General features: G+C 72.8%; 22 protein-coding genes and 2 pseudogenes. 15 read left to right on the forward strand and 9 right to left on the reverse strand.

The annotated features are described in order from the left end of the window. Window positions 1-220: 220 nt before the first annotated feature. The gene (locus ACFVH5_RS35440; RefSeq protein WP_385837795.1) at window positions 221-2,452 is read right to left on the reverse strand and encodes a LuxR C-terminal-related transcriptional regulator; all 2,232 of its coding nucleotides are present in this window, start codon (window positions 2,450-2,452) and stop codon (window positions 221-223) included. 169 nt (window positions 2,453-2,621) lie between these two features. On the opposite strand from ACFVH5_RS35440, the gene ACFVH5_RS35445 reads away from it, so the two are divergent. Further along, entirely contained in the window at window positions 2,622-3,308 is a 687-nt protein-coding gene (locus ACFVH5_RS35445) for an esterase/lipase family protein (protein WP_384808586.1), read from the forward strand. A gap of 171 nt (window positions 3,309-3,479) precedes the next feature. Further along, the gene (locus ACFVH5_RS35450; RefSeq protein ID WP_385837796.1) at window positions 3,480-4,166 is read left to right on the forward strand and encodes a class I SAM-dependent methyltransferase; all 687 of its coding nucleotides are present in this window, start codon (window positions 3,480-3,482) and stop codon (window positions 4,164-4,166) included. Window positions 4,167-4,242: 76 nt separating this feature from the next. Here ACFVH5_RS35450 and ACFVH5_RS35455 read toward each other — a convergent pair whose 3' ends face one another. Further along, window positions 4,243-4,581, reverse strand: a complete 339-nt coding sequence (locus ACFVH5_RS35455; RefSeq protein WP_384808599.1) for a fic family toxin-antitoxin system, toxin component — start codon at window positions 4,579-4,581, stop codon at window positions 4,243-4,245. A gap of 88 nt (window positions 4,582-4,669) precedes the next feature. After that, on the reverse strand, window positions 4,670-4,927 hold the full coding sequence (locus tag ACFVH5_RS35460) for an antitoxin (protein ID WP_384808582.1): 258 nt from the start codon (window positions 4,925-4,927) through the stop codon (window positions 4,670-4,672). A gap of 201 nt (window positions 4,928-5,128) precedes the next feature. Between ACFVH5_RS35460 and ACFVH5_RS35465 the strand changes: the two are divergent. The 8 genes and pseudogenes from ACFVH5_RS35465 to mug form a co-directional block, all read left to right on the forward strand. After that, a pseudogene (locus tag ACFVH5_RS35465) lies at window positions 5,129-5,929 on the forward strand (ABC transporter ATP-binding protein); the annotation flags it as partial. Between the two features lie 263 nt (window positions 5,930-6,192). Then, window positions 6,193-8,760, forward strand: coding sequence for an ABC transporter permease (locus tag ACFVH5_RS35470; protein ID WP_385837797.1), 2,568 nt, complete (start codon window positions 6,193-6,195; stop codon window positions 8,758-8,760). A gap of 88 nt (window positions 8,761-8,848) precedes the next feature. Then, a complete protein-coding gene (locus tag ACFVH5_RS35475; RefSeq protein ID WP_385837798.1) occupies window positions 8,849-9,274 on the forward strand; it encodes a GNAT family N-acetyltransferase in 426 nt (141 codons plus the stop codon). Between the two features lie 145 nt (window positions 9,275-9,419). Next, a complete protein-coding gene (locus ACFVH5_RS35480; protein ID WP_385837799.1) occupies window positions 9,420-10,775 on the forward strand; it encodes a hemolysin family protein in 1,356 nt (451 codons plus the stop codon). Then, window positions 10,772-11,785, forward strand: coding sequence for a hemolysin family protein (locus ACFVH5_RS35485; RefSeq protein ID WP_384808572.1), 1,014 nt, complete (start codon window positions 10,772-10,774; stop codon window positions 11,783-11,785). Before ACFVH5_RS35480 ends, ACFVH5_RS35485 begins: the two co-directional genes overlap by 4 nt. Before the next feature lie 131 nt (window positions 11,786-11,916). Further along, the gene (locus ACFVH5_RS35490; RefSeq protein ID WP_384808571.1) at window positions 11,917-12,708 is read left to right on the forward strand and encodes an SGNH/GDSL hydrolase family protein; all 792 of its coding nucleotides are present in this window, start codon (window positions 11,917-11,919) and stop codon (window positions 12,706-12,708) included. Window positions 12,709-12,830: 122 nt separating this feature from the next. Continuing rightward, window positions 12,831-14,270: an adenylosuccinate lyase gene (gene purB, locus ACFVH5_RS35495; RefSeq protein ID WP_384808569.1), complete on the forward strand. Its 1,440-nt coding sequence runs from the start codon at window positions 12,831-12,833 to the stop codon at window positions 14,268-14,270. After that, on the forward strand, window positions 14,267-14,812 hold the full coding sequence (mug, locus tag ACFVH5_RS35500) for a G/U mismatch-specific DNA glycosylase (protein ID WP_385837809.1): 546 nt from the start codon (window positions 14,267-14,269) through the stop codon (window positions 14,810-14,812). Before purB ends, mug begins: the two co-directional genes overlap by 4 nt. A gap of 168 nt (window positions 14,813-14,980) precedes the next feature. Here the strand turns inward: mug and ACFVH5_RS35505 are convergent, their stop codons facing one another. The 3 genes from ACFVH5_RS35505 to ACFVH5_RS35515 all read right to left on the reverse strand — a co-directional run bounded on the left by ACFVH5_RS35505 (window position 14,981) and on the right by ACFVH5_RS35515 (window position 17,225). Next, window positions 14,981-15,427 carry a hypothetical protein gene (locus ACFVH5_RS35505; protein WP_384808567.1) on the reverse strand — a complete coding sequence of 149 codons (447 nt, stop codon included), beginning with the start codon at window positions 15,425-15,427 and terminating at the stop codon, window positions 14,981-14,983. A gap of 65 nt (window positions 15,428-15,492) precedes the next feature. Then, window positions 15,493-16,224, reverse strand: a complete 732-nt coding sequence (locus tag ACFVH5_RS35510; protein ID WP_385837800.1) for an ABC transporter permease — start codon at window positions 16,222-16,224, stop codon at window positions 15,493-15,495. Window positions 16,225-16,226: 2 nt separating this feature from the next. Then, complete coding sequence (locus ACFVH5_RS35515; RefSeq protein WP_385837801.1) at window positions 16,227-17,225, reverse strand: ABC transporter ATP-binding protein; 999 nt, start codon at window positions 17,223-17,225, stop codon at window positions 16,227-16,229. 108 nt (window positions 17,226-17,333) lie between these two features. Between ACFVH5_RS35515 and ACFVH5_RS35520 the strand changes: the two genes are divergently transcribed. The 3 genes from ACFVH5_RS35520 (at window position 17,334) to ACFVH5_RS35530 (ending at window position 20,459) form a co-directional block, all read left to right on the forward strand. After that, the gene (locus tag ACFVH5_RS35520; RefSeq protein WP_385837803.1) at window positions 17,334-18,509 is read left to right on the forward strand and encodes a sensor histidine kinase; all 1,176 of its coding nucleotides are present in this window, start codon (window positions 17,334-17,336) and stop codon (window positions 18,507-18,509) included. Between the two features lie 14 nt (window positions 18,510-18,523). Then, entirely contained in the window at window positions 18,524-19,186 is a 663-nt protein-coding gene (locus ACFVH5_RS35525) for a response regulator (RefSeq protein ID WP_384808560.1), read from the forward strand. A 115-nt stretch (window positions 19,187-19,301) separates the two neighbouring features. Then, the gene (locus ACFVH5_RS35530) at window positions 19,302-20,459 is read left to right on the forward strand and encodes an ROK family transcriptional regulator (protein WP_385837804.1); all 1,158 of its coding nucleotides are present in this window, start codon (window positions 19,302-19,304) and stop codon (window positions 20,457-20,459) included. A gap of 128 nt (window positions 20,460-20,587) precedes the next feature. Here ACFVH5_RS35530 and ACFVH5_RS35535 read toward each other — a convergent pair whose 3' ends face one another. After that, window positions 20,588-21,349, reverse strand: a complete 762-nt coding sequence (locus ACFVH5_RS35535) for a GntR family transcriptional regulator (protein ID WP_385837810.1) — start codon at window positions 21,347-21,349, stop codon at window positions 20,588-20,590. Window positions 21,350-21,614: 265 nt separating this feature from the next. Then, on the reverse strand, window positions 21,615-22,499 hold the full coding sequence (locus ACFVH5_RS35540; protein ID WP_385837806.1) for an RNA polymerase sigma-70 factor: 885 nt from the start codon (window positions 22,497-22,499) through the stop codon (window positions 21,615-21,617). A gap of 200 nt (window positions 22,500-22,699) precedes the next feature. Between ACFVH5_RS35540 and ACFVH5_RS35545 the strand changes: the two genes are divergently transcribed. Then, window positions 22,700-23,560, forward strand: a complete 861-nt coding sequence (locus ACFVH5_RS35545) for an alpha/beta fold hydrolase (protein ID WP_385837807.1) — start codon at window positions 22,700-22,702, stop codon at window positions 23,558-23,560. Between the two features lie 63 nt (window positions 23,561-23,623). On the opposite strand, the pseudogene ACFVH5_RS35550 reads toward ACFVH5_RS35545, so the two are convergent. Beyond that, window positions 23,624-24,469, reverse strand: a pseudogene (locus tag ACFVH5_RS35550) (DMT family transporter); the annotation flags it as partial. Between ACFVH5_RS35550 and ACFVH5_RS35555 the strand changes: the two are divergent. Next, window positions 24,460-25,914, forward strand: coding sequence for a PLP-dependent aminotransferase family protein (locus ACFVH5_RS35555; RefSeq protein WP_385837808.1), 1,455 nt, complete (start codon window positions 24,460-24,462; stop codon window positions 25,912-25,914). The pseudogene ACFVH5_RS35550 and the gene ACFVH5_RS35555 overlap by 10 nt on opposite strands. Window positions 25,915-25,985 lie beyond the last annotated feature (71 nt).

The raw sequence follows: 25,985 nt of genomic DNA on the forward strand, positions 1-25,985 counted from the left end.
CCCCTGAGTGGGACGGGGCGCAGCCCCTCCCCGAGGGGCGCGGGGAACGGCGCGGCCCGCCCCCACCGGCCCGCGGATGAACACGGTTTTCAGGGGCGCGGGGAACTGCGCGAGCAACCCCCACCGGCCCGCAGACGAACGTCGTCTTCAGGGGCGCGGGGAACTGCGCGAACGGCCCCCACCGGGCCGCAGCCGGGGAACGGGCACGCGGTCGGTGTGCTCACTGCTCCGGTGCCAGGAGTTTCACCAGTTCGATCCGGGATCGTATGCCGAGGCGGTTGAACACCCCGCGCAGGTGATGGTCGATCGTCCGCGGACTGAGCAGCAGCCGCGCGGCGATCTCCCGATTCGTCGCCCCCTCCGCAGCCATCCGCGCCACAGTGAGCTGCTGCGCGGTCAGCAGACCGGCCATGCCGGGTGAACCGGCCGAGGACCGCACCGGCGCACCCAGCGCCCGCAACTCCGCCCGCGCCTCGGCCGCGCAGTGCGGCGCCCCGAAGTGCTCGAAGGCCTCCAGCGCACTGTGCAGCCGGTCCCGCGCCTCGGTCCGCCGCCGAAGCCGCCGCAGCGCCCCGCCGAACAGCAGCTCCGTACGGGCGCGTTCGAAGTCGCGGGTGCCGCCCGCGTGGAGGTCGAGAGCCGTCCGGTAGTGGTCGGCGGCCTCGTGCCCGGTCGCCAGCAGGGCCCGGCAGCGGGCGCTCAGCGCGAGGTCGTCCGCGCTGCGCACGACCCGGGCCCAGCGGTCGTAGTCGGCGTGGGCGCTGCGCGCGACCCGGGTGTCGCCGGTGCGGACGGCGGCCTCCACGTAGTGCGGGGTGGCGAGATGGCGGACGGCCCGGTGCCCGTGCCCGGGGCCGAATCCGGCGAGCGCGCGCAGCCGGGACGCGGCTGCCGCGTACCGGCCCGTGCTGAGGTCGAGGAAGGCGAGCGCCCACAGGGCCAGCGCGGCGGGCAGCCCGAGGCCGTGCTCCAGGGCGTGCGCGCGGGCCACTTCGGCGCGGGCGCGGCAGAGTTCCTCGTCCCCGGTGACGGCCGCGAACATGGCGAGGGCCGCCTGGAGGTGACAGGCCCCGTTGTCCTGTCCGGTGGCGTACGCCTGCCGCAGGGCCTCCAGTGTGGCGGCCCCGGCGGATCGCGGGCGCCCCGTCCAGAACTCGGCGTACGCCCGGAACTCCATGGCCTGCGGAACGGTCGCGGGCTCGCCCAGGGCCCGCGCCGAGGCGGCGGCCCGGACGGCCGCGGAGGCCGCGCGGGTGTGGTCGCCGAGGAGCAGCGCGGCCATGGAGGAGTGGATCAGCGCGGTGGGGTCGCCGCCGGGCCCGCAGTGTCCGGCCGCCGCTCGGAGCAGGTCGCGGGCGTCCTCGTACCGGCCTTCGAACGCCGCGGCCAGTCCCCCGAGCGTGCCGGGCACGGCGATGCCGAGCCGGGTGGCGACGGCGGCGGCCTCCCGGCAACGGCGCAGGTCACCGGTGTAGACGGCGGCCTCGGTGGCACGTGCCACCAGGTGAGCGGTGGTGCCGACGCCACGTGCCCCGTCACGTTCGCCCTCTCGTTCCCCGTCTCGTTCGCCGTCTCGTTCGCCGTCTCGTTTCCCGCCGCGCGCCGCGCCCCGCTCCACCGCCGTGAGCAGCGCGTCGAACGCCTCCGTGGCGTTCTCCGCGCGTAGAGCGAGCACTCCGCTCAGGCCGTCGACGTCGACGTCTCCGTGGGCGGCCAGGCGGCGGGCCCGGTCGCCGTCGCCGGAGCGCCAGGCGTCGGCGGCGGCCCGGGCCAGCAGACGTGGGCGTTCGCGCGGGTCCGGGGTCAGGGCCGCCGCCCGTTCGAGGAGCCCGCAGGCCAGGGCGTGTTCACCGGCGGCGCGCGCCTCGTGGGCCGAGGTGCGCAGTTCCGCCGCGAGGCGCCGGCTGGGGCCGAGCGCGGCGGCGGCCCGGTGCCAGGACCGCAGGGGCGCCTCGCCCTCGCCGCGCAGGACCCGGGCGAGAAGGCGGTGCGTCTCGCGCCGGTCGGCGGCGGACGCGGTCTCGTAGGCGGTGATTCGGGTCCAGGGGTCCCGGAACACGACGCCGGCGGAGGTCGTACGGGCGAGCCCGGCCGCATCCGCGTCGTCGAGCGGGCCGGTGTCCAACCGGGCGGCGGCGACCGCCCGTTGGTAGGCGCGCGTGGCGAACGGGTGCTGGTCGGCGGCGGCGATCAGGAGCAGGCGCCGGGTGGCCGGGGCGAGCGAGCGCACCTCGGGGCGGCGCGAGCGCAGCAGGCCGGGCAGCGCACCGACGGGGTCGGCCGGAAGCGGTTCGAGACCGGCGCGTTGGCGCTCGCCGAGGACGGCCGCGAGTTCCGCCGCGGCGAGCGGATCACCGTGCGCGGCGCACAGCACCCTGACCCGGACGCCCTCGGACAACGGTGTTCGCGTGGGGGGCCGCGAGGCGTGGTCCGGTTGTTGCGGGACGTTCATCAGGGGCGGTGGCGAAGGGTGCGGGAGAGGCGGGGGGTTCACCGAGGTCACCACGGCACTCACGTTACTGGCGAGTTAAGTGGTGCGTAAAGACCGGCGATTACACCGATGCGGCGCGCGTAGACCCCACCGGACACTCCTGACGAACCCACCCCCGTCAGGAGGCGTCATGACCCGCCGCATTCGCACTGCCGGCCCGGTCTTCGCAGCCGCGCTCGCGTCGCTGCTCATGTTCTTGTTCCTGCCCGCTTCCCCGGCCCACGCCGCCACCCACAACCCCGTCGTCTTCGTCCACGGTCTCAGCAGTTCGTCGAGCAGCTGGGACGACTGGGTCGCCGACTTCAAGGCCGACGGCTACACGAGTGCCGAGCTCTACTCCTGGTCGTACGACTGGGGCCAGTCGAACGTCACGACCGCCCAGCAGCTGGCCACCAAGATCCAGAGTGTGCGCACCCAGACGGGCGCGGCCAAGGTCGACCTGGTCGTCCACTCCATGGGCGCGCTGAACTCGCGCTACTACCTGAAGAATCTCGGCGGCACGGCGTACGTGGACGACTTCGTCTCGACGGCGGGCGTCAACCACGGGACCACGACCGCCGGTTGGTGCACGTGGCTCTACACGTCGTGCACGGAGATGTACACGGGCAGTTCGTTCCTGACGTCGCTCAACTCGGGGGACGAGACACCCGGCAGTGTCTCCTACGCCAGTTACTGGTCGAACTGCGACGACGCCCTGACCCCCGACACCAGCGCGATCCTCAGCGGCGCCACCAATGTAGAGGTCGGATGCATCTCGCACACCGACATGAACAACGACTACGGCGTCTACGAGCAGGTGCGGGACTTCATCGCCTGACGTCCCACGCGTACGTCCGAGTCCGTCCCGTGGCCCCGCACGACCGGGGCCGCGGGGCGGGCGCCGGGCGTCCGCGGGGCGGGCCGCGGCGGCCATGCGCGGCGGCGGACGGGTGAGCGGGGCCCTTCGGGGGGACAATCGCGGTAGGTCCATGCCCCAGGGGGAGGCCTCATGCGATCGCGCGGCTCCAGTACCGCCCCGACCGGCGCGCTGTCCACGACTCCGGTGCACCATCCGCTGTTCGCCCGCTTCTACGCCCGGCTCAGTGTGGCGGCGGAGCCGGCGATCGGCGTCCACCGCGAGGAACTGCTCGCCGGTCTCTCCGGCCGGATCATCGAGATCGGTGCGGGCAACGGACTGAACTTCGCCCACTACCCGACCACGGTCTCGGAGGTCGTCGCGATCGAACCCGAGCGCAGGCTGCGGCAGTTGGCCGTGACGGCGGCACTCCGTTCCGAGGTGCCCGTCGACGTGGTGCCGGGGGTAGCGGAGGCCCTGCCGGTCAAGAGCGAGGCGTTCGACGGGGCCGTGGTCTCACTGGTGCTGTGCAGCGTACGAGATCTGCCGCGGGCCCTGGCCGAGATCCACCGCGTGCTGCGCCCTGGCGGTGAGCTGCGCTTCTTCGAGCACGGCAGCGGCGGCGGCCGGGCGATGGCGGCCGGCCAGCGCCTCCTCGACCGCACGGTGTGGCCACCGCTGTTCGGCGGCTGTCATGTGGGCCGGGACCCGGTCGGCGCGATCAGGGACGCGGGGTACGAACTCGGCCCTCACCGGCGGCTGTTGGTGCCCGCGAAGGGGCCGCGCACACCCAGCTCGTACTGCGTGCTGGGCACCGCTCGCCGCCCGTCCGCCTCCTAAGGCCGCTCCACCCCACGAAGTCAAGCCGCTCCGGCGGTGGGGCCGGTAGGCCAGTGGGCCGGTCGGCCAGTGGGGCTCAGAGGGTCCACTGGCGCAGCTCGCGCGCGATGTCCTGCACCGTCGCCTCGCCCGTCTTGACCAGTCTGGCCAGGTCGCGGACCTGCTCGGGCGAGGTGACGACCTTCAGACCGCTGGCGACGAGGTAGGCGTACGCGACGGCCATCGCGAACATCGCGTTCGAGCGCTCCAGCGCCGGGACGTGCAGCAGGACCTGGAGCAGTGCGGCGGCGCGGGCGTGCGGGCTGTCGTACACGGGGACGCCGAAGATCTCGGCCTCGTGGCGGCCGACCGCGGCGACCAGGGCACCCCAGTCGACGACCTGCGGATCGCCCGGCGTCTTGTGCTCGGCGACCATGAGGAGCCAGGCGAGGTCGACTCTGATGTTCAGTGGTTCGTTCAAGGGCTCGGACGGCTCACTGGGTTCGTTGGGTTCGCTCAAGGGCTCAGCGACGGCCTTCCCGGTCCGTACCCCGGCCTCGGTCCGCGCCCCGGTCCGCACCGAACTCCTCGGCGAAGACGGACTCGTACTGCTTCATGAAGTCGGCGGCGGCCTCGACGAAGGTGTGGCCGGCTTCCCCGGTGTCCTGTCTGACCAGTTCCTCGATGTAGCGGTTGACGCTCATCCCGCGGGCCAGGGCGCGTTCACGCGCGGCCCGGGCGGTGCCCTCGTCCACGCGCACGTTCAGCTGGGTCTTAGCCATGCTTCGAAGCTAGCGCCGAAACGCTAGCAAGGGCAAGAGGGGCCGATCCCCCGGACATCCCCTAAGGGTGCCCCTTACATGGACCCTGAGGTGACCGACCTGCGACGGAGAACACCCGGCACTTCGGGGGGATACCGGGTGTGCCCCGCATCACACTAGGCTCGCCCGCGGACACCGGAGTCCGACCACGGGGAGGCGGCCTTGTCCACAGCAGCTGCGGAGCACGCCCTCGGGCGCACGGGGCCCGAGGAGACGGCGGCCCGCGCACGAGGTCTGACCAAGGCGTACGGATCGGGCGAGACGGCCGTGCTCGCCCTCGACTCGGTCGACGTGGACATCGCACGGGGCCGCTTCACGGCGGTCATGGGTCCCTCGGGATCGGGGAAGTCCACGCTGATGCACTGCCTGGCGGGGCTCGACTCCGTCTCGGCCGGACAGGTGTGGCTGGGCGACACCGAGATCACCGGCCTCAAGGAGCGCGAGCTGACCCGGCTGCGGCGGGACCGGATCGGCTTCATGTTCCAGTCGTTCAACCTGATCCCGACCCTGAACGCGGCGGAGAACATCACGCTGCCCATGGACATCGCGGGCCAGAAGCCCGACGAGAAGTGGCTGAACCAGGTCGTCGACCAGCTCGGTCTGCGCGACCGCCTCAAGCACCGGCCCGCACAGCTCTCCGGCGGTCAGCAGCAGCGGGTGGCCTGCGCCCGGGCGCTCGCCTCACGTCCCGAGCTGATCTTCGCGGACGAGCCGACCGGCAACCTCGACTCGCGCGCCGGTCTGGAGGTGCTCGGCTTCCTGCGGGACGCCGTCGACGAACTGGGCCAGACCGTGGTCATGGTCACCCATGATCCGGGCGCGGCGGGCCACGCCGACCTGGTCCTCTTCCTCGGGGACGGGCGGATCGTGGACGAGATGGCCCGGCCGACGGCGGACGCGGTGCTGGAGCGCATGAAGAGGTTCGACACGAGCCGCGGGGCGTCGGAGCCCGAGGGGGACTCCGGACCCGGCCCTGCTTCCGGCCCCGGCCCTACCCCCGGGCACGAGTCCGACCCCGGGCACGGGTCCGACCCCGGGCACGGGTCCGACCCCGGGCACGGGTCCGACCCCGGGCACGAGTCCGACCCCGGGCACGAGTCCGACCCCGCAGCCGGATCCGACCGTACGAGCGTCCCCGGGCAGGGCTCGCAGGGCGGGCAGGGCATCGACCACAAGAGCGTTCCAGACCAGGGCATCGCCCCCGACAGGGACTGAGGCAGGCCGTCGTGCTGAAGGCGACACTCCGGAGTTTCCTCGCCCACAAGGGCCGGCTGCTGCTCTCGGCGCTGGCCGTCGTCCTGTCCGTGGCGTTCGTCGCGGGCAGCCTGATCTTCTCGGACACCGTCAGCCGGACCTTCGACCGGCTCTTCGCGTCCACCTCGGCCGACGTCACCGTGAGCCCGAAGGAGGATCTGGAGTCCCAGATACCCTCCGGGGCCGTCGAGACGGTGCCCACGAACCTCGTGGACCGGCTCGCGAAGGTCGACGGGGTCGCCCTCGCGCGTCCGGACGTCTCCGTGGAGAACGTCACCGTCGTCGACAAGGACAACGAGTCGGTGGGCCCGACCACGGGCGCTCCCACGATCGCCGGCGACTGGTACGTCACCGACCGCAGCCCCGTGAAGCTGACCTCGGGGCACGCTCCGCGCGGGCCCGGCGAGGCACTTATCGACGCGGACACCGCCGACAAGAAGCACGTGGACATCGGTGACCCGCTGACCGTGATCGCGCAGCCCGGTTCGTTCAAGGTCGAGGTCGTCGGCATCGCGACCTTCAAGACCACCAACCCGGGCGCCGCACTCGTCTTCGTCGACCCGGCCGTCGCGCCGGACAAACTGCTGGGGCGGGACGGGGTCGCCACCAGCATCCAGGTGGACGCGGACCAGGGAGTGACCGACGCGCAGCTCAAGCGGCGTATCGCCACGGAACTCGGCTCCGGGACCTACGAGTTGGAGACCGCCGACGAGCAGGCCGAGTCGGCCGCGTCCCAACTCGGCGGATTCCTCGACGTGATCAAGTACGTGATGCTCGGCTTCGCGGGGATCGCGGTGCTGGTCGGGGTCTTCCTGATCGTCAACACCTTCTCCATGCTGATCGCTCAACGCACGCGCGAACTGGGCCTGTTGCGCGCACTCGGCGCCGACCGGCGGCAGGTGCGCCGCTCCGTGCTCACGGAGGCGATCCTGCTCGGCCTGGTGGGCTCGACGCTCGGCCTCGCCACCGGCATCGGGCTCGCGTACGGGCTGATCAAGCTCATGAGTGTGTTCGGCATGAACCTGAAGACCACCGAGATGGTCATCGGGTGGGGGACGCCCGTGGCGGCGTACGTCGTCGGGGTGGGCGTCACCTTCGTCGCGGCGTATCTGCCCGCCCGCCGGGCCGCCACGGTGTCGCCGATGGCCGCGCTGGCGGACGCCGAGATCGCCGGTGTGGGGCGGCCGTTGCGGGTACGGGCCGTCGTGGGGGCGATCGTCGGCGCGCTGGGCGCCGCCGCCCTCGTGAGCTGCGCGACCTCGAAGGAGACCTCGTCCGCCGCCTCGCTGCTGGGCATCGGGGTCGTCCTCACCCTCATCGCGACGGTGATCGCGGGGCCGCTGCTCGTCCGTCCGGTGATCCGGGTCCTCGGCGGCTTCTTCCCCGCCGTGTTCGGTTCGGTCGGCCGGATGAGCCAGCGCAACGCGCTGCGCAACCCGCGTCGCACGGGCGCGACCGCCGCCGCCCTGATGGTGGGCCTCGCCCTGGTCGGCGGGATGTCCGTGGCGAGCGCGTCCATGACCAAGTCCTTCGACGAGCAGATCGACAAGACGCTGGGCGCCGACTTCGTGGTGCAGAACGCCAACTTCTTGCCGTTCCCGCAGGAGATCACCGAGAAGGTGATGGCCACGGAGGGTGCGGGGCTCGTCGTACGGCAGCGGTTCGCGCCGGTCGCCGTCCGGCTGCCGGACGGCAAGCGCGTCGAGACGACCGCGTCGGGCTACGACCCGGGCCTCGACGACGTCGCCCGCATCACCTACGCCGAGGGGGACACGGCCGCGGCCCTCGCGGACGGGAACATCGCGATGGACGCCGGTTTCGCCGAGGACCACGACGTACGGGTCGGCAGCACGATCCCCGTCGAGTTCCCGGCCGGGCGGAAGACCGAGCTGAAGGTCGCCGCGCTGACCGACCAGGACGCCGCGGAGGGCTTCGGCACACAGGGCGGGCTCTTCATGGGCTTCGCCACCGTCGAGAGGTTCGTACCGGGCGGCCAGGACTCCGCGCTGTACGTGAACGCGGCCTCGGGCGCCTCCGACGACACCCTGCGCGCCGACCTCGACAAGACGCTCGACCCGTATCCGCAGGTGCAGGTACGCGACCTGGCGGACTACAAGAAGCTGATCCACGACCAGATCGCCGTGCTGCTCTACCTCGTGTACGCGCTGCTGGGGCTCGCGATCGTCATCGCGGTGCTCGGCGTGGTCAACACCCTCGCCCTGTCGGTCGTCGAGCGCACCCGCGAGATCGGGCTGCTGCGCGCGATCGGCCTCGGCCGCCGGCAGCTGCGCCGGATGATCCGGCTGGAGTCGGTGGTGATCGCCGTGTTCGGCGCGGTCCTCGGGCTCGCGCTCGGCCTCGTGTGGGGCGTGTGTGTGCAGCAGGTCCTCGCCCTGCAGGGGATGAAGGCGTTCGCGATCCCGTGGACCACGCTGGTCGCGGTCGTGGTGGGCTCTGCCGTCGTGGGCATCGTGGCGGCCCTGCTCCCGGCGCTGCGCGCCTCCCGCATGAACGTGCTGGCCGCCATCGCGCACGAGTGACCGGCCCGGGGCGGGTCACCCCGCCCCGGGATATGTCCGGATCGTGGAATTCGGTGTCCATGTGGGGCGCCCGTGATGGGATCGGGGCATGAGTGATCTTCGGATACGGGCCGCCGTGCCCGACGACCTCGACGCCGTCCTCGCCTTCTGGCGCGCCGCCGCCGAGGGCACCAGCATCAGCGACGACCAGGACGGCGTGGAGCGGCTGGTCGTCCGCGATCCCGAGGCGCTGATCCTCGCCGAGCGGGACGGGGAGCTGGTGGGCACGGTCATCGCCGGTTTCGACGGCTGGCGGTGCCATCTGTACCGGCTCGCGGTGGACCCGGCCCGGCGCCGCCAGGGCATCGGCTCGGCGCTCCTGGCCGCGGCCGAGGAACGGTTCGTACGGCTCGGCGGGCGCCGCGGCGACGCGATGGTGCTGGCCCGCAACGAAACCGCGCACCATGCCTGGCGCGCCGCGGGGTATGCGCCGGAAGAGCACTGGCGGCGCTGGGTCAAGCCGCTGGTCGAGTGACACGCCCCCAGGAAAGGTGTGAGCGTCCGCCCATGCGCGAGTCCCCCGACATCCGGCGCCGCGACATCCGGCGTCCCGGCGTCCCACCGCGTCGACATCGCGCGCTTCCTCCGCACCTGCCCGATCATGGGACGGAGGTGACCCGATGACAGAAGTGCTCCTCCTGGCCGTCGCCGTGCTGCTCTCGCTGGCCTGCGGCGCCTTCGTCGCGGCCGAGTTCTCCCTGACCACCGTCGAACGCAGTCAGCTGGAACGGGCCGTCGAGCGCGGCGAGGTCGGCGCGGCGGGCGCCCTCAGGGCCGTCAAGAACCTCACCTTCCAGCTCTCCGGCGCCCAGCTCGGCATCACCGTCACCAACCTGGTCGTCGGCATGCTCGCCGAGTCGTCCGTCGCGAAACTGATCGCCGGGCCCCTCGAATCGGCCGGGGTGCCGAGTTCGGCGACCTCGTCGGTCGCGCTGGTGATCGGTACGGCCCTGTCGACGGTCTTCCTGATGGTCGTCGGCGAGCTGGTGCCCAAGAACTGGGCGATCTCCTCGCCGCTCGCCGTGGCCAAACGGGTGGCGACACCGCAGCGCTGGTTCAGCGCGGTGTTCCGGCCGTTCATCTCCCACCTCAACAACACCGCCAACCGGGTCGTACGCCGCTTCGGTGTCGAGCCCGCCGAGGAGCTGGCCTCCGCGCGCGGACCGCAGGAACTGGTCGCCCTGGCGCGGCACTCCGCGAAACTGGGCGCCCTGGAGGCGGACACCGCCGAACTGTTCGTCCGCACGCTGAACCTCGCCGACCTCACCGCGGAGAACGTCATGACGCCGCGGGTCCAGGTCGTCTCGCTGGACGTCCAGGCGACCTGCGAGGACGTGGCGAACGCGACCCGGGCGACCGGCCTCTCGCGCTTCCCCGTCCACCGCGGCAACCTCGACTCGGTCGTCGGGGTCGCGCACATCAAGGACGTCATCGGCGTACCCGCCGACCGCAGGGCCCGTACGGCCGTGTCGCAGGTGATGCGCGAGCCCCTGCTCGTACCGGAGACACTGACCGTCGAACGGCTCCTCGACCGGCTGTCCGGCAGGCGCACGATGGCCGTCGTCATCGACGAGTACGGCGGTACGGCCGGGGTCGCCACCCTGGAGGACATCGTCGAGGAGGTCGTCGGCGAGGTGCGCGACGAGCACGACCCGCACGAGACACCCGACCTCGCCCCGGCCGGCACGGACGACGAGGGCCGCACGCTGTACTCGGCCGACGGATCCGTACGCACCGACCGGCTCGCCCGCGTCGGACTGCGCGCGCCCGACGGACCGTACGAGACGCTCGCGGGTCTCATGGCGACGGAACTGGGGCGCATCCCCGTAGAGGGCGACACGGTCGAGGTCGCCGGCTGGCGGCTGGACGTCGTGGACGCGGCGGGGCGGCGGGCCGCGCGGGTGCTGATGCGCGCGCCGGCCGCCGGGGGCACCCGCTCCGAAGAGGCCGGATCCGAAGGAGGGCGGGGACGATGACAGCCGTACAACTGCTGATCGGTCTGGCGACCCTGGTCGTGAACGCCTTCTTCGTGGCGGCCGAGTTCGCGCTGATCTCCGTACGCCGCAGCCAGATCGAACCGTACGCGGAGGCCGGGGACCGGCGGGCGCGCGGGGTGATCTGGGGTCTGGAGCACGTGTCCGCGCTGATGGCCGCCGCCCAGCTCGGCATCACGCTGTGCACGCTGGTCCTGGGTGTGGTCGCCGAACCCGCCATCGCGCATCTGCTGGAGCCGGTCTTCCACGCGATGGGGCTCTCGACCGGTACGGGGCACGCGATCTCGTTCGTGATCGCGCTCGCCGTGGCCACGTATCTGCACATGCTGCTCGGCGAGATGGTGCCGAAGAACATCGCGCTGGCCGAACCGGTGCGCACGGCGCTGCTGCTCGGGCCGCCGCTGGTCGGCCTGTCCCGGGCGCTGCGGCCGGTGATCTTCGCGGTGAACGCGTTCGCCAACTGGCTGCTGAAGCTGCTGCGCGTCGAGATCCGGGACGAGGTGTCCGCGACCTTCTCCGACACGGAGCTGGCCCGGCTGGTGAAGGACTCCGGTGAGGCGGGGCTCATCGACGACCGCGCCCAGGAGCGGCTGAACGACGCCCTGGAACTGGGGCGGCGGCCGGTGCGGGACGTGGTGCTGCCGCGGGAAAGCGTGGTCTACGCGCGCGTGGGCGTCACTCCCGAGCGGTTGGAGGCCCTGTCCGCCGAGTCGGGGTTCTCCCGGTTCCCCGTCGTGGACGACGGGCTGCGGATCGTGGGCTACCTCCACGTCAAGGACGCCCTGGACGCGATGCCGCGCGACCTGCCCTTCCAGGTGCGGGACATGCGCTCCATCGCCCGCGTCCGGGAGAACACGCCGCTCGACGACGTCCTGACGGCGATGCGGCGCGGCCGTACGCATCTGGCGGCGGTGCTCGGCGCGGACGGTCGGCTGGCCGGGATGGTGACGATGGAGGACGTGCTGAGGGAGCTGTTCGGCCAGTCCGCGTGACGCGGCGGTGCCGGGGGTGGGTGGGTCCGGGTCCGGGCGCGGGTGCGGGTCCGGGCGCGGGTGGCCGGGCGGTGGGGTCGGGGCGCGCGGCAGACCGGTGGGTATGTGCACGCGCTATCATTTCTTCCGCCATGCAGACGAATGCCACTTTCACCAGCCTTGTCGCGGTCGGCGACTCCTTCACCGAGGGCATGTCGGACCGCCTTCCCGACGGTACGTACCGGGGCTGGGCGGATCTCCTCGCGGCCCGGATGGCCGCGCAGACGCCCGGCTTCCGCTACGCCAACCTCGCGGTGCGCGGCAAGCTCATCGGACAGATCGTCGCCGAGCAGGTGGACATCGCGGTCGCGATGCAGCCCGACGTGATCACGCTCGTCGGCGGCCTCAACGACACCCTGCGGCCCAAGGTCGACATGGGGCGCGTCCGCGGCCTCCTGGAGGAGGCCGTGGAGCGGCTGGCCCCGGCCTGCAAGCAGCTCGTCCTGATGCGCAGCCCCGGCCGCCAGGGCCCGGTCATGGAGCGGTTCCGCCCCCGTATGGAGGAGCTGTTCGTCTGCATCGACGATCTCGCGTCCCGCCACGGCGCGCTCGTGGTCGACCTCTACGGAGCGCAGTCCCTGGGGGACCCGCGCATGTGGGACGTGGACCGGCTTCATCTGACGGGCGAGGGGCACCGCCGGGTCGCCGAAGCGGTGTGGCAGGCGCTCGGGCACGCGGCGGAGGACGCCGAGTGGGGCACCCCGATGCCGCCCTCCGCCCCGCCCGGCTGGGTCGCCCGCAGGACCGCCGACGCGCGTTTCGCCCGCCAGTACCTCCTGCCGTGGATCGGCCGCAGACTGACCGGCCGCTCGTCGGGCGACGGCCGCGCACCCAAGCGCCCGGAGCTGCTGCCGTACGAGGAGTACAAGGGGTCGGTGGAGTAGGCGACCGCCACCGGCCCCGTCTTGCAGGTCTTGCAGGTCTCGTAGGTCTCGTAGGTCTCGTAGGTTCCGACGAACGGGCCCGTGGCGCCGGCCTGCAGGAACCGCCAGTAGAATCCGTACACGTGACTGCGCCCGCAAAGCCCCGTATCCCGAACGTCCTCGCCGGCCGCTACGCCTCGGCCGAGCTCGCCACCCTGTGGTCCCCCGAGCAGAAGGTGCGGCTGGAGCGTCAGCTGTGGCTCGCCGTGCTGCGGGCCCAGAAGGACCTCGGGATCGAGGTGCCCGACGCCGCGCTCGCCGACTACGAGCGGGTCCTCGACCAGGTCGACCTGGCCTCGATCGCCGAGCGCGAGAAGGTCACGCGGCACGACGTGAAGGCGCGGATCGAGGAGTTCAACGACCTCGCCGGGCACGAGCACGTCCACAAGGGCATGACGTCCCGCGACCTCACCGAGAACGTCGAGCAGCTGCAGATCCGGCTCTCCCTGGAGCTGGTGCGCGACCGCACGGTCGCCGTCCTGGCGCGCCTGGGCAGGCTCGCGGGCGAGTACGGCGAGCTGGTCGTCGCGGGCCGCTCCCACAACGTGGCCGCGCAGGCGACCACCCTCGGCAAGCGTTTCGCGACCGCCGCCGACGAGCTGCTCGTCGCGCACGGCCGGGTCGAGGAACTGCTCGCCCGTTACCCGCTGCGGGGCATCAAGGGCCCGGTGGGAACGGCCCAGGACATGCTCGACCTGCTGGGCGGGGACGCGGCGAAGCTCGCCGACCTGGAGCAGCGGATCGCCGGGCACCTCGGCTTCTCGCAGGCGTTCACGTCGGTGGGCCAGGTCTACCCGCGCTCCCTGGACTACGAGGTCGTGACCGCGCTGGTGCAGATCGCCGCGGCCCCCTCGTCGACCGCCAAGACGATCCGGCTGATGGCCGGGCACGAGCTGGTGACCGAGGGCTTCAAGCCGGGCCAGGTCGGCTCCTCGGCGATGCCGCACAAGATGAACACCCGCTCCTGCGAGCGCGTCAACGGTCTCATGGTGATCCTGCGCGGCTACGCCTCGATGACGGGCGAGCTGGCGGGCGACCAGTGGAACGAGGGTGACGTGTCCTGCTCGGTGGTGCGCCGGGTCGCGCTGCCGGACGCGTTCTTCGCGCTGGACGGCCTGCTGGAGACGTTCCTCACCGTCCTCGACGAGTTCGGGGCGTTCCCGGCGGTCGTGGCGCGCGAACTGGACCGCTACCTGCCGTTCCTCGCGACGACGAAGGTCCTGATGGGCGCGGTGCGCGCGGGTGTCGGCCGTGAGGTCGCGCACGAGGCCATCAAGGAGAACGCCGTCGCCTCCGCCCTCGCCATGCGGGAGCAGGGCACCGAGCGCAACGAGCTGCTGGACAAGCTCGCCGCGGACGAGCGCATCCCGCTCGACCGCGCGCAGCTCGACGCGCTGATGGCCGACAAGCTGTCCTTCACGGGCGCCGCCGCCGACCAGGTGGCCGCGGTCGTCGCGCGCGTCGAGGAGATCCTGAAGCAGCACCCGGAGGCCGCGGCCTACACGCCGGGGGCGATCCTCTGACGCGGTTCACCCCCGCCGAACTGGAGGCCGCCCGCGACCGGCTCGTGCCGGATGTCGTCGCGGACGGTCTCCAGGTGCTGTTCTGCGGTATCAACCCCGGGCTGATGACGGCCGCGACGGGCCACCACTTCGCACGCCCCGGCAACCGCTTCTGGCCCGTCCTGCACCTGTCCGGCTTCACCCCGCGGCAGCTGAAGCCCTCGGAACAGGACGAGTTGCTGTCGTACGGGCTCGGCATCACCAATGTGGTCGCGCGGGCGAGTGCCCGGGCCGACGAGCTGAGCGCGGCCGAGTACCGGGAGGGCGGGCGGCTGCTCGCCGCCAAGGTCGAACGGCTGCGGCCACGGTGGCTCGCGGTGGTGGGCGTCACCGCCTACCGGGCGGCCTTCGACGACCGCAAGGCGATGATCGGCCCCCAGGAGCGGACGTTCGGCACGACGCGCGTATGGGCCCTCCCCAACCCCAGCGGCCTGAACGCCCACTGGACGGCGACGACGATGGCGGAGGAGTACGGGCGACTGCGGGAAGCGGCCGAGGGCTAGTGCCCTTTCTGGGGCGCGGGGCTGTATCGATATGCGGCTCCGCAGCGGGGCAGCTGACGGCCTCGGCCTGGGCCCCGTAAGGGGCGCGGGGAACTGCGCGACCAGCCCCCACCGGGCCGCAGACGAAAAGCCACGCTCCCAGCGCAGCCGGCACGCCGGTCCGGTCGGTCAGGGCGGAGCCAACTCCGTCACCAGGACCAGGAGTTGGAACTCCGAACCTTCCACCGGCTCGGCAACCCCCACGGCCACCCACCGCCCCGTGCCGTCGGCCTCCCAAAGATCCACGTACCCCACGTAGGCACTCAGGTACGCCCACGGCTTAGGTATTCGCTCCTCCGGATCCTCGGAGCGCAAGAAGACACCCACCAGACTCTTCGGCTCCGCCGCACCCCACCGCTCCCCCAGCCGCTGCGAGACACCCTCTCTGTAAGCGGTGAACTGGTCCGCGATCTCCTCCCGCCCGGACCGGTCGCCCGTTCCGAAGCCGTGCGTCGTCTCCAGTACCACCAGGTGGTAGCCGGGTCCCCCCGCGCCGACCTCCGACCAGCCGTGCGCCGCGGGGAAGTCGCGGACGCACAGCTCGTCGATCGTGGCGAGGTGTCGCTCAGTGGTCATGAAGTCCAGTAAAGCGGTCACCACTGACATTTGGCGGCCCGTCAGGAGACAACGGCTGCCCGGACTCACGCGTCCCGGCGGTGAACACTCCACCAGCCGGCCAGGAGCGCGGCCGACGTCCACACCGCTGTCACCGCGAGCCCCGCCCACGGCCCGAGCAAACCGTCCCAGCTCTCGTGCAGGACCACCTGCCCCGCCCGGTCGGGCAGGAAGTCGGCGGCGTTCCCGGACATGTCGCCGACCACGAAGGAGACCAGCAGGAGGAAGGGGATGAGGATGCTCAGCGTGGTGACGCCGCTGCGCAGCAACGCGGTCAGACCGGCCGCGAACAGCGCCATCAGGGCCAGATAGATCGCGCAGCCCGCGACCGCGCGCAGTCCCTCGCCCCAGCTCACTCCGTCGGCCCGGTCACCGAGGACGGCCTTGCCGACGGCGAGGGTCACGCACCCGGTGAGGAGCCCGACCGCCAGGGCAGGGAGGCCGACGGCCGCCGCCTTCGCCGCGAACCAGCGTCCGCGGCGGGGCACGGCGGTCAGCGAGACCCGCAGGGCACCTCCCTGGAACTCGGCGGACACGGCCTGCGCGCCGAAGGTGATCGCCGCGATCTGCCCGAAGTTGACTCCGAAGAACGCCGTGAACAGCGGGTCGAAGTCCACACCCGCGTCCCCGGAGCCGTCGGCCCCGGCCAGCGCGGAGAAGGCCGCGGTGACGAGGACGACGGCGCCCAGTCCCACGACGAGCGACCGCATGGTGCGGATCTTGAGCCACTCCGAGTGGAGTACGGGTGCGAACGACACGGTCAGGCCTCCTGCGGCTGAGTCGGGGACGGGGCGGCGGACCGGGCGGCGAACTCGGCCTCAGTGGCGGTCAGATCGAGGTAGGCCTGTTCCAGCGTGCCTTCCTCCGCGGTCAGTTCGAGGAGGGGCAGGCCCGCGGCGGAGGCGAGGCGACCGATGTCGTCCACGCGCGCGTGGTGCACGATCCAGCGCTCACCCTCGCCCCCGCCCCCTCCCTCGTCACCCCCTGCGCTTGTTCCCCCGCTTTCTCCTCGGCTGCGCGCGGCCTCGTATCCGTGTCGTGCGAGCAGGTCGCGGAGGGCCGCGCCGTCCGTGGTGCGTACCCGTACCCGGGGGTCCACGCGCGCGTCGATGAACTCCTGCATCGGCAGATCGGCGAGCAGTCGGCCGCGCCCGAGGACGACGAGGTGGTCGGCGAAGGAAGCGGTCTCGTGCATCAGGTGGCTGGAGACGAGTACGGTGCGGCCCTCACGGGCGAGCCGGCGCAGCAAATCCCTGATCCAGATGATGCCTTCGGGGTCGAGCCCGTTGGACGGCTCGTCGAGGAGGACGACCTGCGGGTCGCCCAGGAGGGCCGCGGCGATGCCCAGGCGCTGCCGCATGCCCAGGGAGTACGTCTTGACGCGGCGGCGGGCGACCGGGGCGAGGCCGGCCTCTGCCAGGACCTCGTCCACGCGGGTCTCGGGCAGGCGGTTGCTCGCCGCGAGTGCCCGCAGATGGTCCCGTGCGGTCCGTGAGCCGTGCGCGGCCTGCGCGTCGAGCAGGGCGCCGACGTGGCGCAGCGGCTCCTCCAGCGTCGCGTACGCCTGACCGCCGACGGTGGCGGTGCCGGAGGTGGGCCGGTCGAGGCCGAGCACGAGCCGCATGGTGGTGGACTTGCCCGCGCCGTTGGGGCCGAGGAATCCGGTGACCCGGCCCGGCTCGACACGGAAGGTCAGCCGGTCCACGGCGCGGGTGGTGCCGTACTCCTTGGTGAGTTCTTGGACGTCGATGCTGGTCATGGCCCAAGGCTGGCTGTCGGGAGGGGTGTTGGGCCTCCCCCGCCCGGGGAGGGCGTCTCCCCCGCTCGGGGGAGGCTCGGTGTCGGTGCCGGCTGGCACGATGACGCAATGGCCCGCCTGCTGCGCCCGCTGACCCATTGGACGACGTACACCCGCTTCATCCACCTGTGGGTTCCCATGCTGGTCAGCAGCGTGTGGATATTCATCCACCCCGCGACGCCGTGGGCGCCCTCCGTGGTGCTGCCCCTGCTGGGGCTGATTCCGGCCGTGCGGCGCGGCGAGGGTGTGCAGGCGCAGTTCATGCTGTTGCGGGACGGCCAGGGCCCGGCGATCTCGGCCGTCTCAGTCGTCCCGTCGGCCACTTGGCGGGACCGGCTGCGGACAGTCCTGTGGCTGCAGGCGCGCATGGTGCTCGGCTGGGCGGCGGCGGGAGTCAGCGTCTGGCTCCCGCTGATCACCGTGGATCTGATCCGGATCTCGACCGGTCACGTACCGGACGACAATCCGTTCCTGCCGGTGCCGCACGCGCACTGGGCGTACGCCCTGCTCGCGCCGCTGCCGCTGATCGCCTTCTACGGAGCGTTCATCGGCCTCGGGAAGCTGATCACGGTCCTCGCGTGCCGTCTCCTGGGGCCGTCGGCGGCCGAGCGGGTCGCCGCGCTGGAGGAGCGCACCGAGCAGCTCCTGGAGCGCACCCGTATCGCCCGTGAGCTGCACGACTCGATCGGTCACGCGCTGACGGTGGCCGTGGTGCAGGCGGGTGCCGCGCGGGCCGCGGGAGACCCGGAGTTCACCGACCGGGCGCTGCTGGCCATCGAGGACACCGGCCGGGCCGCGCTGGAGGACCTGGAGCGGGTGCTCGGTGTGCTGCGCGAGTCGCGCAGGCCCGCGAGCGGCCGGCCGACCCTGGTGGAGGCCGACCGGCTCCTGGAGTCCGCCCGCACCTCCGGGGCGAAGATCGACGCCGAGTTGACGGGCCCCCTGGAGACCGTGTCCGGCCCGGTCTCCCGCGAGGGCTACCGCATCCTCCAGGAGTGCCTCACCAATGTGCTGCGGCACGCGGGCCCGGTGCCCGTCCGCGTACGGATCGCCGTCGAGGAACGGACGCTCTCCCTGGAGGTGCGCAATCCGCTGAAGGGCGAGATACCGGGCGGCCCGGGCGGCGGTGTGCGGGGCAGCGGCTTGCGGGGCATCCGGGAGCGCGCCGCGCTGCTCGGCGGCCGGGCGGCTACCGGCCCGGACGAAGGTGACTGGCAGGTGCACGTCGAGCTGCCATTGCACTGATCTACGCTGACCGGATGCCGGTCACCGTTCTGCTCGTCGACGACGAACCCCTCGTACGGGCCGGTCTGCGTGCCGTTCTGGAGGCGCAGCCCGACATCGAGGTCGTCGGGGAGGCCGCGGACGGGGCCGCGGTCATTCCGCTGGTGCGGCGGCTGCGGCCCGACGTCGTCGCGATGGACGTCCGGATGCCGCTGATGGACGGCATCGAGGCCACGCGCGCGGTGCTGCGGACCGTCGACCGGCCGCCGAAGATCTTGGTGATCACGACGTTCGAGAACGACGAGTACGTGTACGAGGCGCTGCGCGCGGGTGCCGACGGATTCCTGCTGAAGCGGGCCCGGCCGGCCGAGATCGTGCACGCCGTACGGCTGGTCGCCGAGGGAGAGTCGCTGCTGTTCCCGGCCTCCGTACGGCAGTTGGCCGCCGAGTACGGGGACGGCGACGGGAATCCCGCGGCCCGGGCCGCGCTGAAACGGGCGGCGCTGACCGAGCGCGAGGCGGACGTGCTGCGGCTGATGACACGGGGCCTGTCGAACGCGGAGATCGCCGCGCGGCTGGCGGTCGGCACCGAGACGGTGAAGTCCCACGTCAGCGCCGTACTGGCGAAACTGGGGGCCCGGGACCGCACCCAGGCGGTGATCGCGGCATACGAGTCGGGGTTCGTGGCACCCGGCTGATTCCGGTCCGTGGCGGGGGCCGGGAACGAGCAGGTGATCCCCGGCACTCGCCGGGACCCGCCGCGCCGAGTACGATCCGGCCAACCAACACGCGCACGAGCTGGGAGGACGGACGTTGGGGCAGTTGACCGGCGGGGATCCCTCTCTGCTGCGGAGGATCAACTCCGCGGTGGTGCTGCACGCGCTGCGGGCCACGGACTTCGCGACACTCACCGAGATCACACGGGTGACCGGGCTGTCCCGGCCCACCGTCGAGGGCGTCGTCGAAGGGCTCATGGACGGCGGGCTCGTCGTCGAGACCGCGGCCGACGAGAGCGCCGCACGACGTCAGGGCCGGCCCGCGCGCCGGTTCCGCTTCCGGGCGGAGGCGGGCCATCTGCTGGGCCTGGAGATCGGCCCGCACCGGGTCGCCGTGCTCCTGTCGGACCTGGACGGCCGGGTGCTCGGTTCGCTCGCCAAGGACGTCTGCGAGACGGCGTCGGCGGACGAACGGCTCGAACGGCTGCGGACGGCCGTCGCGGAGCTGCTGCGCCGTGCCGGGGTCGCGCGCGGCTCCCTGCGGGCCGTCGGAGCGACCTCGCCCGGCATCGTCGAGGCCGACGGCACCGTACGCCTCTGTACGGCGCTGCCGGAGTGGACGGGGCTGGCGCTGGGCGAACGGCTGCGCCGCTCCTTCAAGTGCCCGGTGATCGTGGAGAACGACGCCAACGCGGCGGCGGTCGCCGAGCACTGGAAGGGCGCCGCCACCGAGTCCGACGACATGGTGTTCGTGCTGGCCGGGCTGAGCCCCGGGGCCGGTGCCCTCATCGGCGGGCGGCTGCACCGGGGCTTCGGGGGCGCGGCCGGTGAGATCGGCGCGCTCCATCTGCTGGGCCGGGAGGTCACTCCGGAGACACTGCTCTCCACGACCGACGAGCCGCTGCACCCGCTCGACGAGCAGGCGGTGGCGGAGGTCTTCGGACACGCGCGCGCGGGCGACGAGCGGGCTCTGGCGGCCGTCGAGCGCTTCATACAGCGGCTGGTGCACGATGTGGCCGCGCTCGTCCTGGCGCTCGACCCCGAGCTGGTCGTGATCGGCGGCTGGGCGGCGGGACTCGACGGCGTACTGGAGCCGCTGCGCAAGGAGCTGGCCCGCTACTGTCTGCGGCCGCCCCGGGTGACGCTGTCGCTCCTCGGGGAGGCGGCCGTGGCGACGGGTGCGCTGCGCCTGGCTCTCGACCATGTGGAGGAGCAGCTCTTCGCGGTGGAGAGCACGGTGACGGCCCGCCGCTGAACGCGGCGGCCGGAACAGCGGAACGTCGCGCTCCGGAAACCGGAACGCGACGTACGCGCGCGGGTGTCGCCGTCCGGCGTCGGCCGGGCTGCTGTCGGTCGGCGTCCGCCGTCGTCAGGTGACGCCGGTCAGGAGGCCCGGCGCTCCGGGTCGTGGTGGATCTCCACGCCGCCGGAATCGCCGAAGGTCAGCCGGCAGGTGTCGGCGCGGTAGGTGGCGACGGAGACCGCCGCCGTGCGCCCCTCGGCGAAGTAGCGGGTCGTGACGACGAGGACGGGCGCACCGGGGAGCCGGTCCAGTTCCTTGGCATCGTCCGCGCGCGCCGAGCCCAGCTCGACGGCGCGGCCCTCGCCCTCCAGGTCCAGGCGCGCGAGCTCCCGCAGGACGGCACGCGCGCGTGCGGTGCCCGACGGGGCGTCGATGCCGGACAGGTCGGGCACCGACGAGGCGGGGATGTAGAGAAGTTCCGCGGCGACGGGCTGGCCGTGCGTCACGCGGGAGCGGCGCACGATGTGCACCTGGTCCTCGGGGTCGCTCTCCAGGATCCGGGCCACCGCCGGGGGCGGGGCCGCCGTCACGCAGTCGGCGGGCTGCCAGGCGTCACCGGCGGCGCCGGGCCAGGTGTGCTGCTCGGAGGCGACGGCCACGCCCATGCGCGGCGGTGCCACGGTCGTACCGACACCGCGGCGGCGCTGCAGGCGCCCTTCCAGTTCCAGCTGTTCGAGGGCCTGGCGGAGCGTGGCCCTCGCGACGCCGAACCGGGCCGCCAGGTCGCGCTCGTTGGGGAGGATCTCACCCACCGAGAACTCGGAGTCCAGTGCTTCGCTGAGCACGGTCTTCAGATGCCAGTACTTGGGCTCCGGCACCGTATCCAACTGCGTGGTCCCCACCGTGTCCTCCGCAATCGCCGTGTCCCGGCGGCTTTTAGCGCCCTTGTTTATTAAAGGTTCCTGCACTATCCCAGCGACCATATGGCGACCCCCACCCTTGGTCAAGACCAATCCTCGATCCGTTACAGCTCGCACAGGCGTGTTGCCGCAGAGCGTTCATACGACGTTCGCGATACGCCCCATACGTGACACAACGGCAAAGCCCCCGTCTCCTGGACGGGGGCTTCGGCGCACGACCGGGCAGGGCTCCGACTGGCGACGGCCGTCAGTCGACGGCGAGGGACAGCAGCTTCTCCGGGTTGCGGACGATGTAGACGCACTGGATGCGGCCGTCGGCGACGTCCAGCTGGAAGACGCTGTCGGGCTTGCCGCCGGACAGCACCAGGAACGCCGGTCCGCCGTTGACCTCCAGGAAGCGGAACGTCGCGTCGGACACGCCCTTCCGCATGACTCCGCCGAGGAAGCGGCCCACCTTGTCGGCCGACTCGACGACCCGCACCGGCCCCGGGGCCAGCCCGCCGCTGTCGCCGATCAGGCGCACGTCCGGGGCCAGCAGGGACATCAGTCCGTCGAGATCCCCCTCCGTGGCCGCCGCGAGGAACCGCTCGGTGAGGTCGCGCCGCTCCACGGGGTCGACCTCGTAGCGCGGCCGGCGCTCCTCGACGTGCCGGCGGGCCCGTCCGGCGAGCTGCCGCACCGCGGGCTCGCTCCGGTCGAGCGTGACGGCGATCTCGGCGTACGGGTAGCCGAACGCCTCCCGGAGCACGAACACCGCGCGTTCCAGCGGCGAGAGGGACTCCAGGACGACGAGGACGGCCAGCGAGACCGTGTCGGCGAGGACGGCCCGTTCGGCCGTGTCGGCGACGATGTCCCCGAAGTCGGTGACGTACGGCTCGGGCAGCCAGGGCCCCACATAGGCCTCGTTACGGGCCCGGGTCTGCCGCAGCCGGTCGAGGGCGAGCCGGGTGGTGACCCGTACGAGATAGGCGCGCGGTTCGCGGACGTCGGAGCGGTCGGCCCCGGACCAGCGCAACCACGCCTCCTGGACGACGTCCTCCGCGTCGGCCACCCGGCCGAGCATGCGGTAGGCGACGCCCATCAGGACGGGGCGGTGCTCTTCGAAGACCTCGGTCACGGTGTCGGTAGCCACAGGGCCATCCCAACCCGCCGTGTAGGGCCGTGTCCACACGATATGAGGGCGGGGCCAACAAGGGGCTACCCGCCGGTAGTGATTGCTGACAAGCTGTCTAGGAACCGGCCGGTCCGTGCCGTCCGATGCCCGGCCCGCCGGTGCCGAGCCTGCCGATGCCCAGTCGACGAGTCAGCGAGTCACGTCCGAGGAGCAAGCCCATGCCCGCCACGGTCTCCTTCAGCGTCCCCTCCGCGCACGGCCCGCGGTCCGTGACCCTCGCGTACACGCGCGTGGGCAGCGGCGAACCTCTTCTGCTGCTGCACGGGATAGGCCATCACCGGCAGGCGTGGGACCCGGTCGTCGACCTCCTGGCGACCGAACGGGACGTGATCGCGGTGGACCTGCCCGGCTTCGGCGAGTCCCCCGCGCTGCCCGAGGGGCTCACCCACGACCTGGCGACGATGAACGCGGCGCTCGCCGCGCTGTGCGAGACGCTGGAGCTCGACCGGCCGCATGTGGCGGGCAACTCCCTGGGCGGCCTGCTGGCTCTGGAACTGGGCCGCGAGAAGCTCGTACGGTCCGTCACCGCGCTGTCGCCCGCCGGGTTCTGGTCACCCGGCGAGCGGCGGTACGCGTTCGGTCTGCTGCAGGCGATGCGGCAGGCCGCCCGGAGCATGCCGCTCCCGCTGGTCGAGCGGCTGTCCCGGTCGGCGGCCGGGCGGGCGGTGCTGACCAGCAGCATCTACGCACGCCCCGCCCGCCGTTCACCGGAGGCGGTGGTCGCCGAGACCCTCGCGCTGGCCAACGCCCGGGGATTCACCGAGACACTCAGGGCGGGCACCTCGGTCCGCTTCACGGACGACGTCCCCGGCCTCCCCGTGACCGTCGCCTGGGGCACCCGGGACCGCATCCTGGTCCGCCGCCAGGGAGTGCGCGCCAAGCGGATCATCCCCCGGGCCCGGCTCGTGCGGCTGCCCGGCTGCGGGCACGTCCCGATGAACGACGATCCCGCGCTGGTCGCGCGCGTCCTGCTGGACGGCAGCCGCCGCACGTCCTCCCCCGCGGCGCAGCGCGCCTGATCCGAGGACCACACCGGCTCCCACCAGAGCGCTTCCCGCGGCCTGCGCCGGCCCGTAGGAGCCCGTTCCGACGAGCGGGGCCGTGCAGGCCGCGGCCACCGGGATGAGGCCGGAGAAGAGCGTCGCGCGCTCCGCGCCGATGCGCTGCATGGCCATGTACCAGCAGACGAAGCCGACGACCGTGACGACCGCCGCCTGCCACAGCAGCGCGACGGCCTCGGTGGAGTCCGGGGTGCGCAGCCAGGCACGGCCGTCGAGGACGATCCCGGCCAGCGCGGACTCGGCCGCCGCGAGCCCGCACACCGTCGCGGAGAGCAGCCGCGGTCCGAGCGGCCGCAGGACGGGCACGGCGAGGACCGCGAAGCCGATCTCGCCGACGAGCGCGCACAGGGAGAAGGCGATTCCCGCGCCGTCGGTACGCCCCCAGCCCTGGACCGTGAAGGCGCCGCCGGCCACGAGCAACGCCCCGTACAGGACGATCCTCTGGGGCCGTCGGCCCTCCAGGAGAGGCACGAGAACGGCGACGGCTATCGGGGCGCAGCCTACGAAGACACCCGGTATCGCGGGTTCCGCGGTGTGTTCCGCGGCGATGACCGCGAGGTTGAAGCCGACCATGCCGACGGCCGCGAGCAGCGCGAGCCGTGCCCATTGGCGGGCTGTCAGCGTGCGCAGGGGTGCCGCGCCGCCCCGGCCGACCAGCGGCAGGAGCAGCAGACAGGCGAGGCCGTACCGCACGAACTGGCCGCCCGCGTACGGGTAGTGGCCGAGGACACTGTTGGCGGTGAAGGAGCCGCCCACGAGGACGGCGGCGAGGGCCGCGAGCAGGGTCCCGCGCGTGGTGGTGGCGTTCATGGAAGGGACGCTATGCAGGACGGCGGTCCGGTTTAAGGTCCACTTCCATGACGTCATCGGGGACCAATCCGGACACTCCACCGGCGGCGGGCCGGTCCGGTGCCTGGGAGACGCTCCTGCCCGCCGTCTCGGCACCGGCACGCGCGCGTGGCCGCGCGCTGCAGGCCGCGCTGCGGGAGGCGGTCCGCTCGGGCCGCCTCCCGCCGGGCACCCGGCTGCCGTCCAGCCGCGAACTGGCCGCCGATCTCGGGGTGTCCCGGGGACTGGTCACGGAGGCGTACGAGCAGTTGACCGCGGAGGGTTATCTGCGCAGCGGCCGGGGTGCCGGGACCTGGGTCGGCGGGGCCGCCCGGGCCGCCCTCCCCCGCGTACGGGATCTCGCGCCCCGCTCCCCCGGCGCCGTCGCGGACTTCCTGCCCGGCACGCCCGACCTGTCACTGTTCCCGCGTGCGGCCTGGACTGCCGCACAGCGCGGCGTGCTCACCGAACTGCCCCACCACGTGCTGGGCTACCCGGATCCGCGGGGGCTGCCCCGACTGCGTACCGCCCTCGCCGAACTGCTGACCCGGCGCCGGGGGGTGGTCTCGGACCCGGAGCGGGTGATCGTCGTCTCCGGGGTGGCCCAGGCGACGACGCTGCTCGGATGCGTGCTCCACGCGCGCGGGGTGCGTGCCGTGGGCGTGGAGGACCCCGGCAGCCCCGAGCACGAGACCCTGTACGCGTCGGCCGGCCTCGACGCCGTACCGCTGCCGCTGGACGAGGAGGGGCTGGACATCGGGGCGCTGCGTGCGTCGGGGGTGCGGGCCGTGGTGACGACGCCCGCGCACCAGTTCCCGACGGGGATCGCGTACTCCGCGCGGCGCCGCGCTGAACTCCTCGACTGGGCGCGCGCGGTGGACGGGCTCGTCGTCGAGGACGACTACGACGGGGACTTCCGTTACGACCGGGCACCCGTGGGCGCGCTCCAGGGGCTCGATCCGGAGCATGTCGCGTACACGGGTTCCGTCAGCAAGTCGCTGGCGCCGGGGCTGCGGCTCGGGTGGCTGCTGGTACCGGCGTCGATGGCCGAGGAGGTCGTCGAGCGCAAGCGCACGATGGATCTCGGCAACCCTGTGATCGACCAGGCGCTGCTGGCACGGTTCGTGGAGCGCGGCGACTACGACCGGCAGTTGCGGCGTTGCCGGCGCGAGTACCGGGTGCGTCGTGACGCGCTCGTCGCGGCGCTGGCGGAGCACTTTCCCGGGACGGAGGTTTCCGGCATCGCCGCCGGGCTGCATGCCATTGCCTCGCTTCCGGGGCGGTACGGGCCGGCGGGCCGTTTCCTGGCCTCCACGGAGGCGGCGGGGATCGCTGTGCGCGCGCTGACGTCGTACACGCGGGTCCCGCCTCCGGACGACGTGATCCACCTCGTCCTGGGCTACGCGCATCTCTCTCCGAGCCGCATCCGGGAGGGCGTCCGCGCGATGACGACGGCGACGACGACGGCCCGCCGGGGCGCTTGAACCGGTCCGGACGTCGTCCGCGGCCCCGGTGGGGGTGACCCGGGCCGTTCCCCGCGCCCCGTGTGGGGGGC

This window comes from Streptomyces sp. NPDC127119, from assembly GCF_042677425.1.
Taxonomy (GTDB): domain Bacteria; phylum Actinomycetota; class Actinomycetes; order Streptomycetales; family Streptomycetaceae; genus Streptomyces.

Excerpts from the sequence above, each read along its gene's own strand:
- ACFVH5_RS35440 (WP_385837795.1), bottom strand. The coding sequence starts at position 2,452 with ATGAACGTCCCGCAACAACCGGACCACGCCTCGCGGCCCCCCACGCGA.
- ACFVH5_RS35445 (WP_384808586.1), top strand. The coding sequence starts at position 2,622 with ATGACCCGCCGCATTCGCACTGCCGGCCCGGTCTTCGCAGCCGCGCTC.
- ACFVH5_RS35450 (WP_385837796.1), top strand. The coding sequence starts at position 3,480 with ATGCGATCGCGCGGCTCCAGTACCGCCCCGACCGGCGCGCTGTCCACG.
- ACFVH5_RS35455 (WP_384808599.1), bottom strand. The coding sequence starts at position 4,581 with ATGGTCGCCGAGCACAAGACGCCGGGCGATCCGCAGGTCGTCGACTGG.
- ACFVH5_RS35460 (WP_384808582.1), bottom strand. The coding sequence starts at position 4,927 with ATGGCTAAGACCCAGCTGAACGTGCGCGTGGACGAGGGCACCGCCCGG.
- ACFVH5_RS35475 (WP_385837798.1), top strand. The coding sequence starts at position 8,849 with ATGAGTGATCTTCGGATACGGGCCGCCGTGCCCGACGACCTCGACGCC.
- ACFVH5_RS35480 (WP_385837799.1), top strand. The coding sequence starts at position 9,420 with ATGACAGAAGTGCTCCTCCTGGCCGTCGCCGTGCTGCTCTCGCTGGCC.
- ACFVH5_RS35485 (WP_384808572.1), top strand. The coding sequence starts at position 10,772 with ATGACAGCCGTACAACTGCTGATCGGTCTGGCGACCCTGGTCGTGAAC.
- ACFVH5_RS35490 (WP_384808571.1), top strand. The coding sequence starts at position 11,917 with ATGCAGACGAATGCCACTTTCACCAGCCTTGTCGCGGTCGGCGACTCC.
- ACFVH5_RS35505 (WP_384808567.1), bottom strand. The coding sequence starts at position 15,427 with ATGACCACTGAGCGACACCTCGCCACGATCGACGAGCTGTGCGTCCGC.
- ACFVH5_RS35515 (WP_385837801.1), bottom strand. The coding sequence starts at position 17,225 with ATGACCAGCATCGACGTCCAAGAACTCACCAAGGAGTACGGCACCACC.
- ACFVH5_RS35520 (WP_385837803.1), top strand. The coding sequence starts at position 17,334 with ATGGCCCGCCTGCTGCGCCCGCTGACCCATTGGACGACGTACACCCGC.
- ACFVH5_RS35525 (WP_384808560.1), top strand. The coding sequence starts at position 18,524 with ATGCCGGTCACCGTTCTGCTCGTCGACGACGAACCCCTCGTACGGGCC.
- ACFVH5_RS35545 (WP_385837807.1), top strand. The coding sequence starts at position 22,700 with ATGCCCGCCACGGTCTCCTTCAGCGTCCCCTCCGCGCACGGCCCGCGG.
- ACFVH5_RS35555 (WP_385837808.1), top strand. The coding sequence starts at position 24,460 with ATGACGTCATCGGGGACCAATCCGGACACTCCACCGGCGGCGGGCCGG.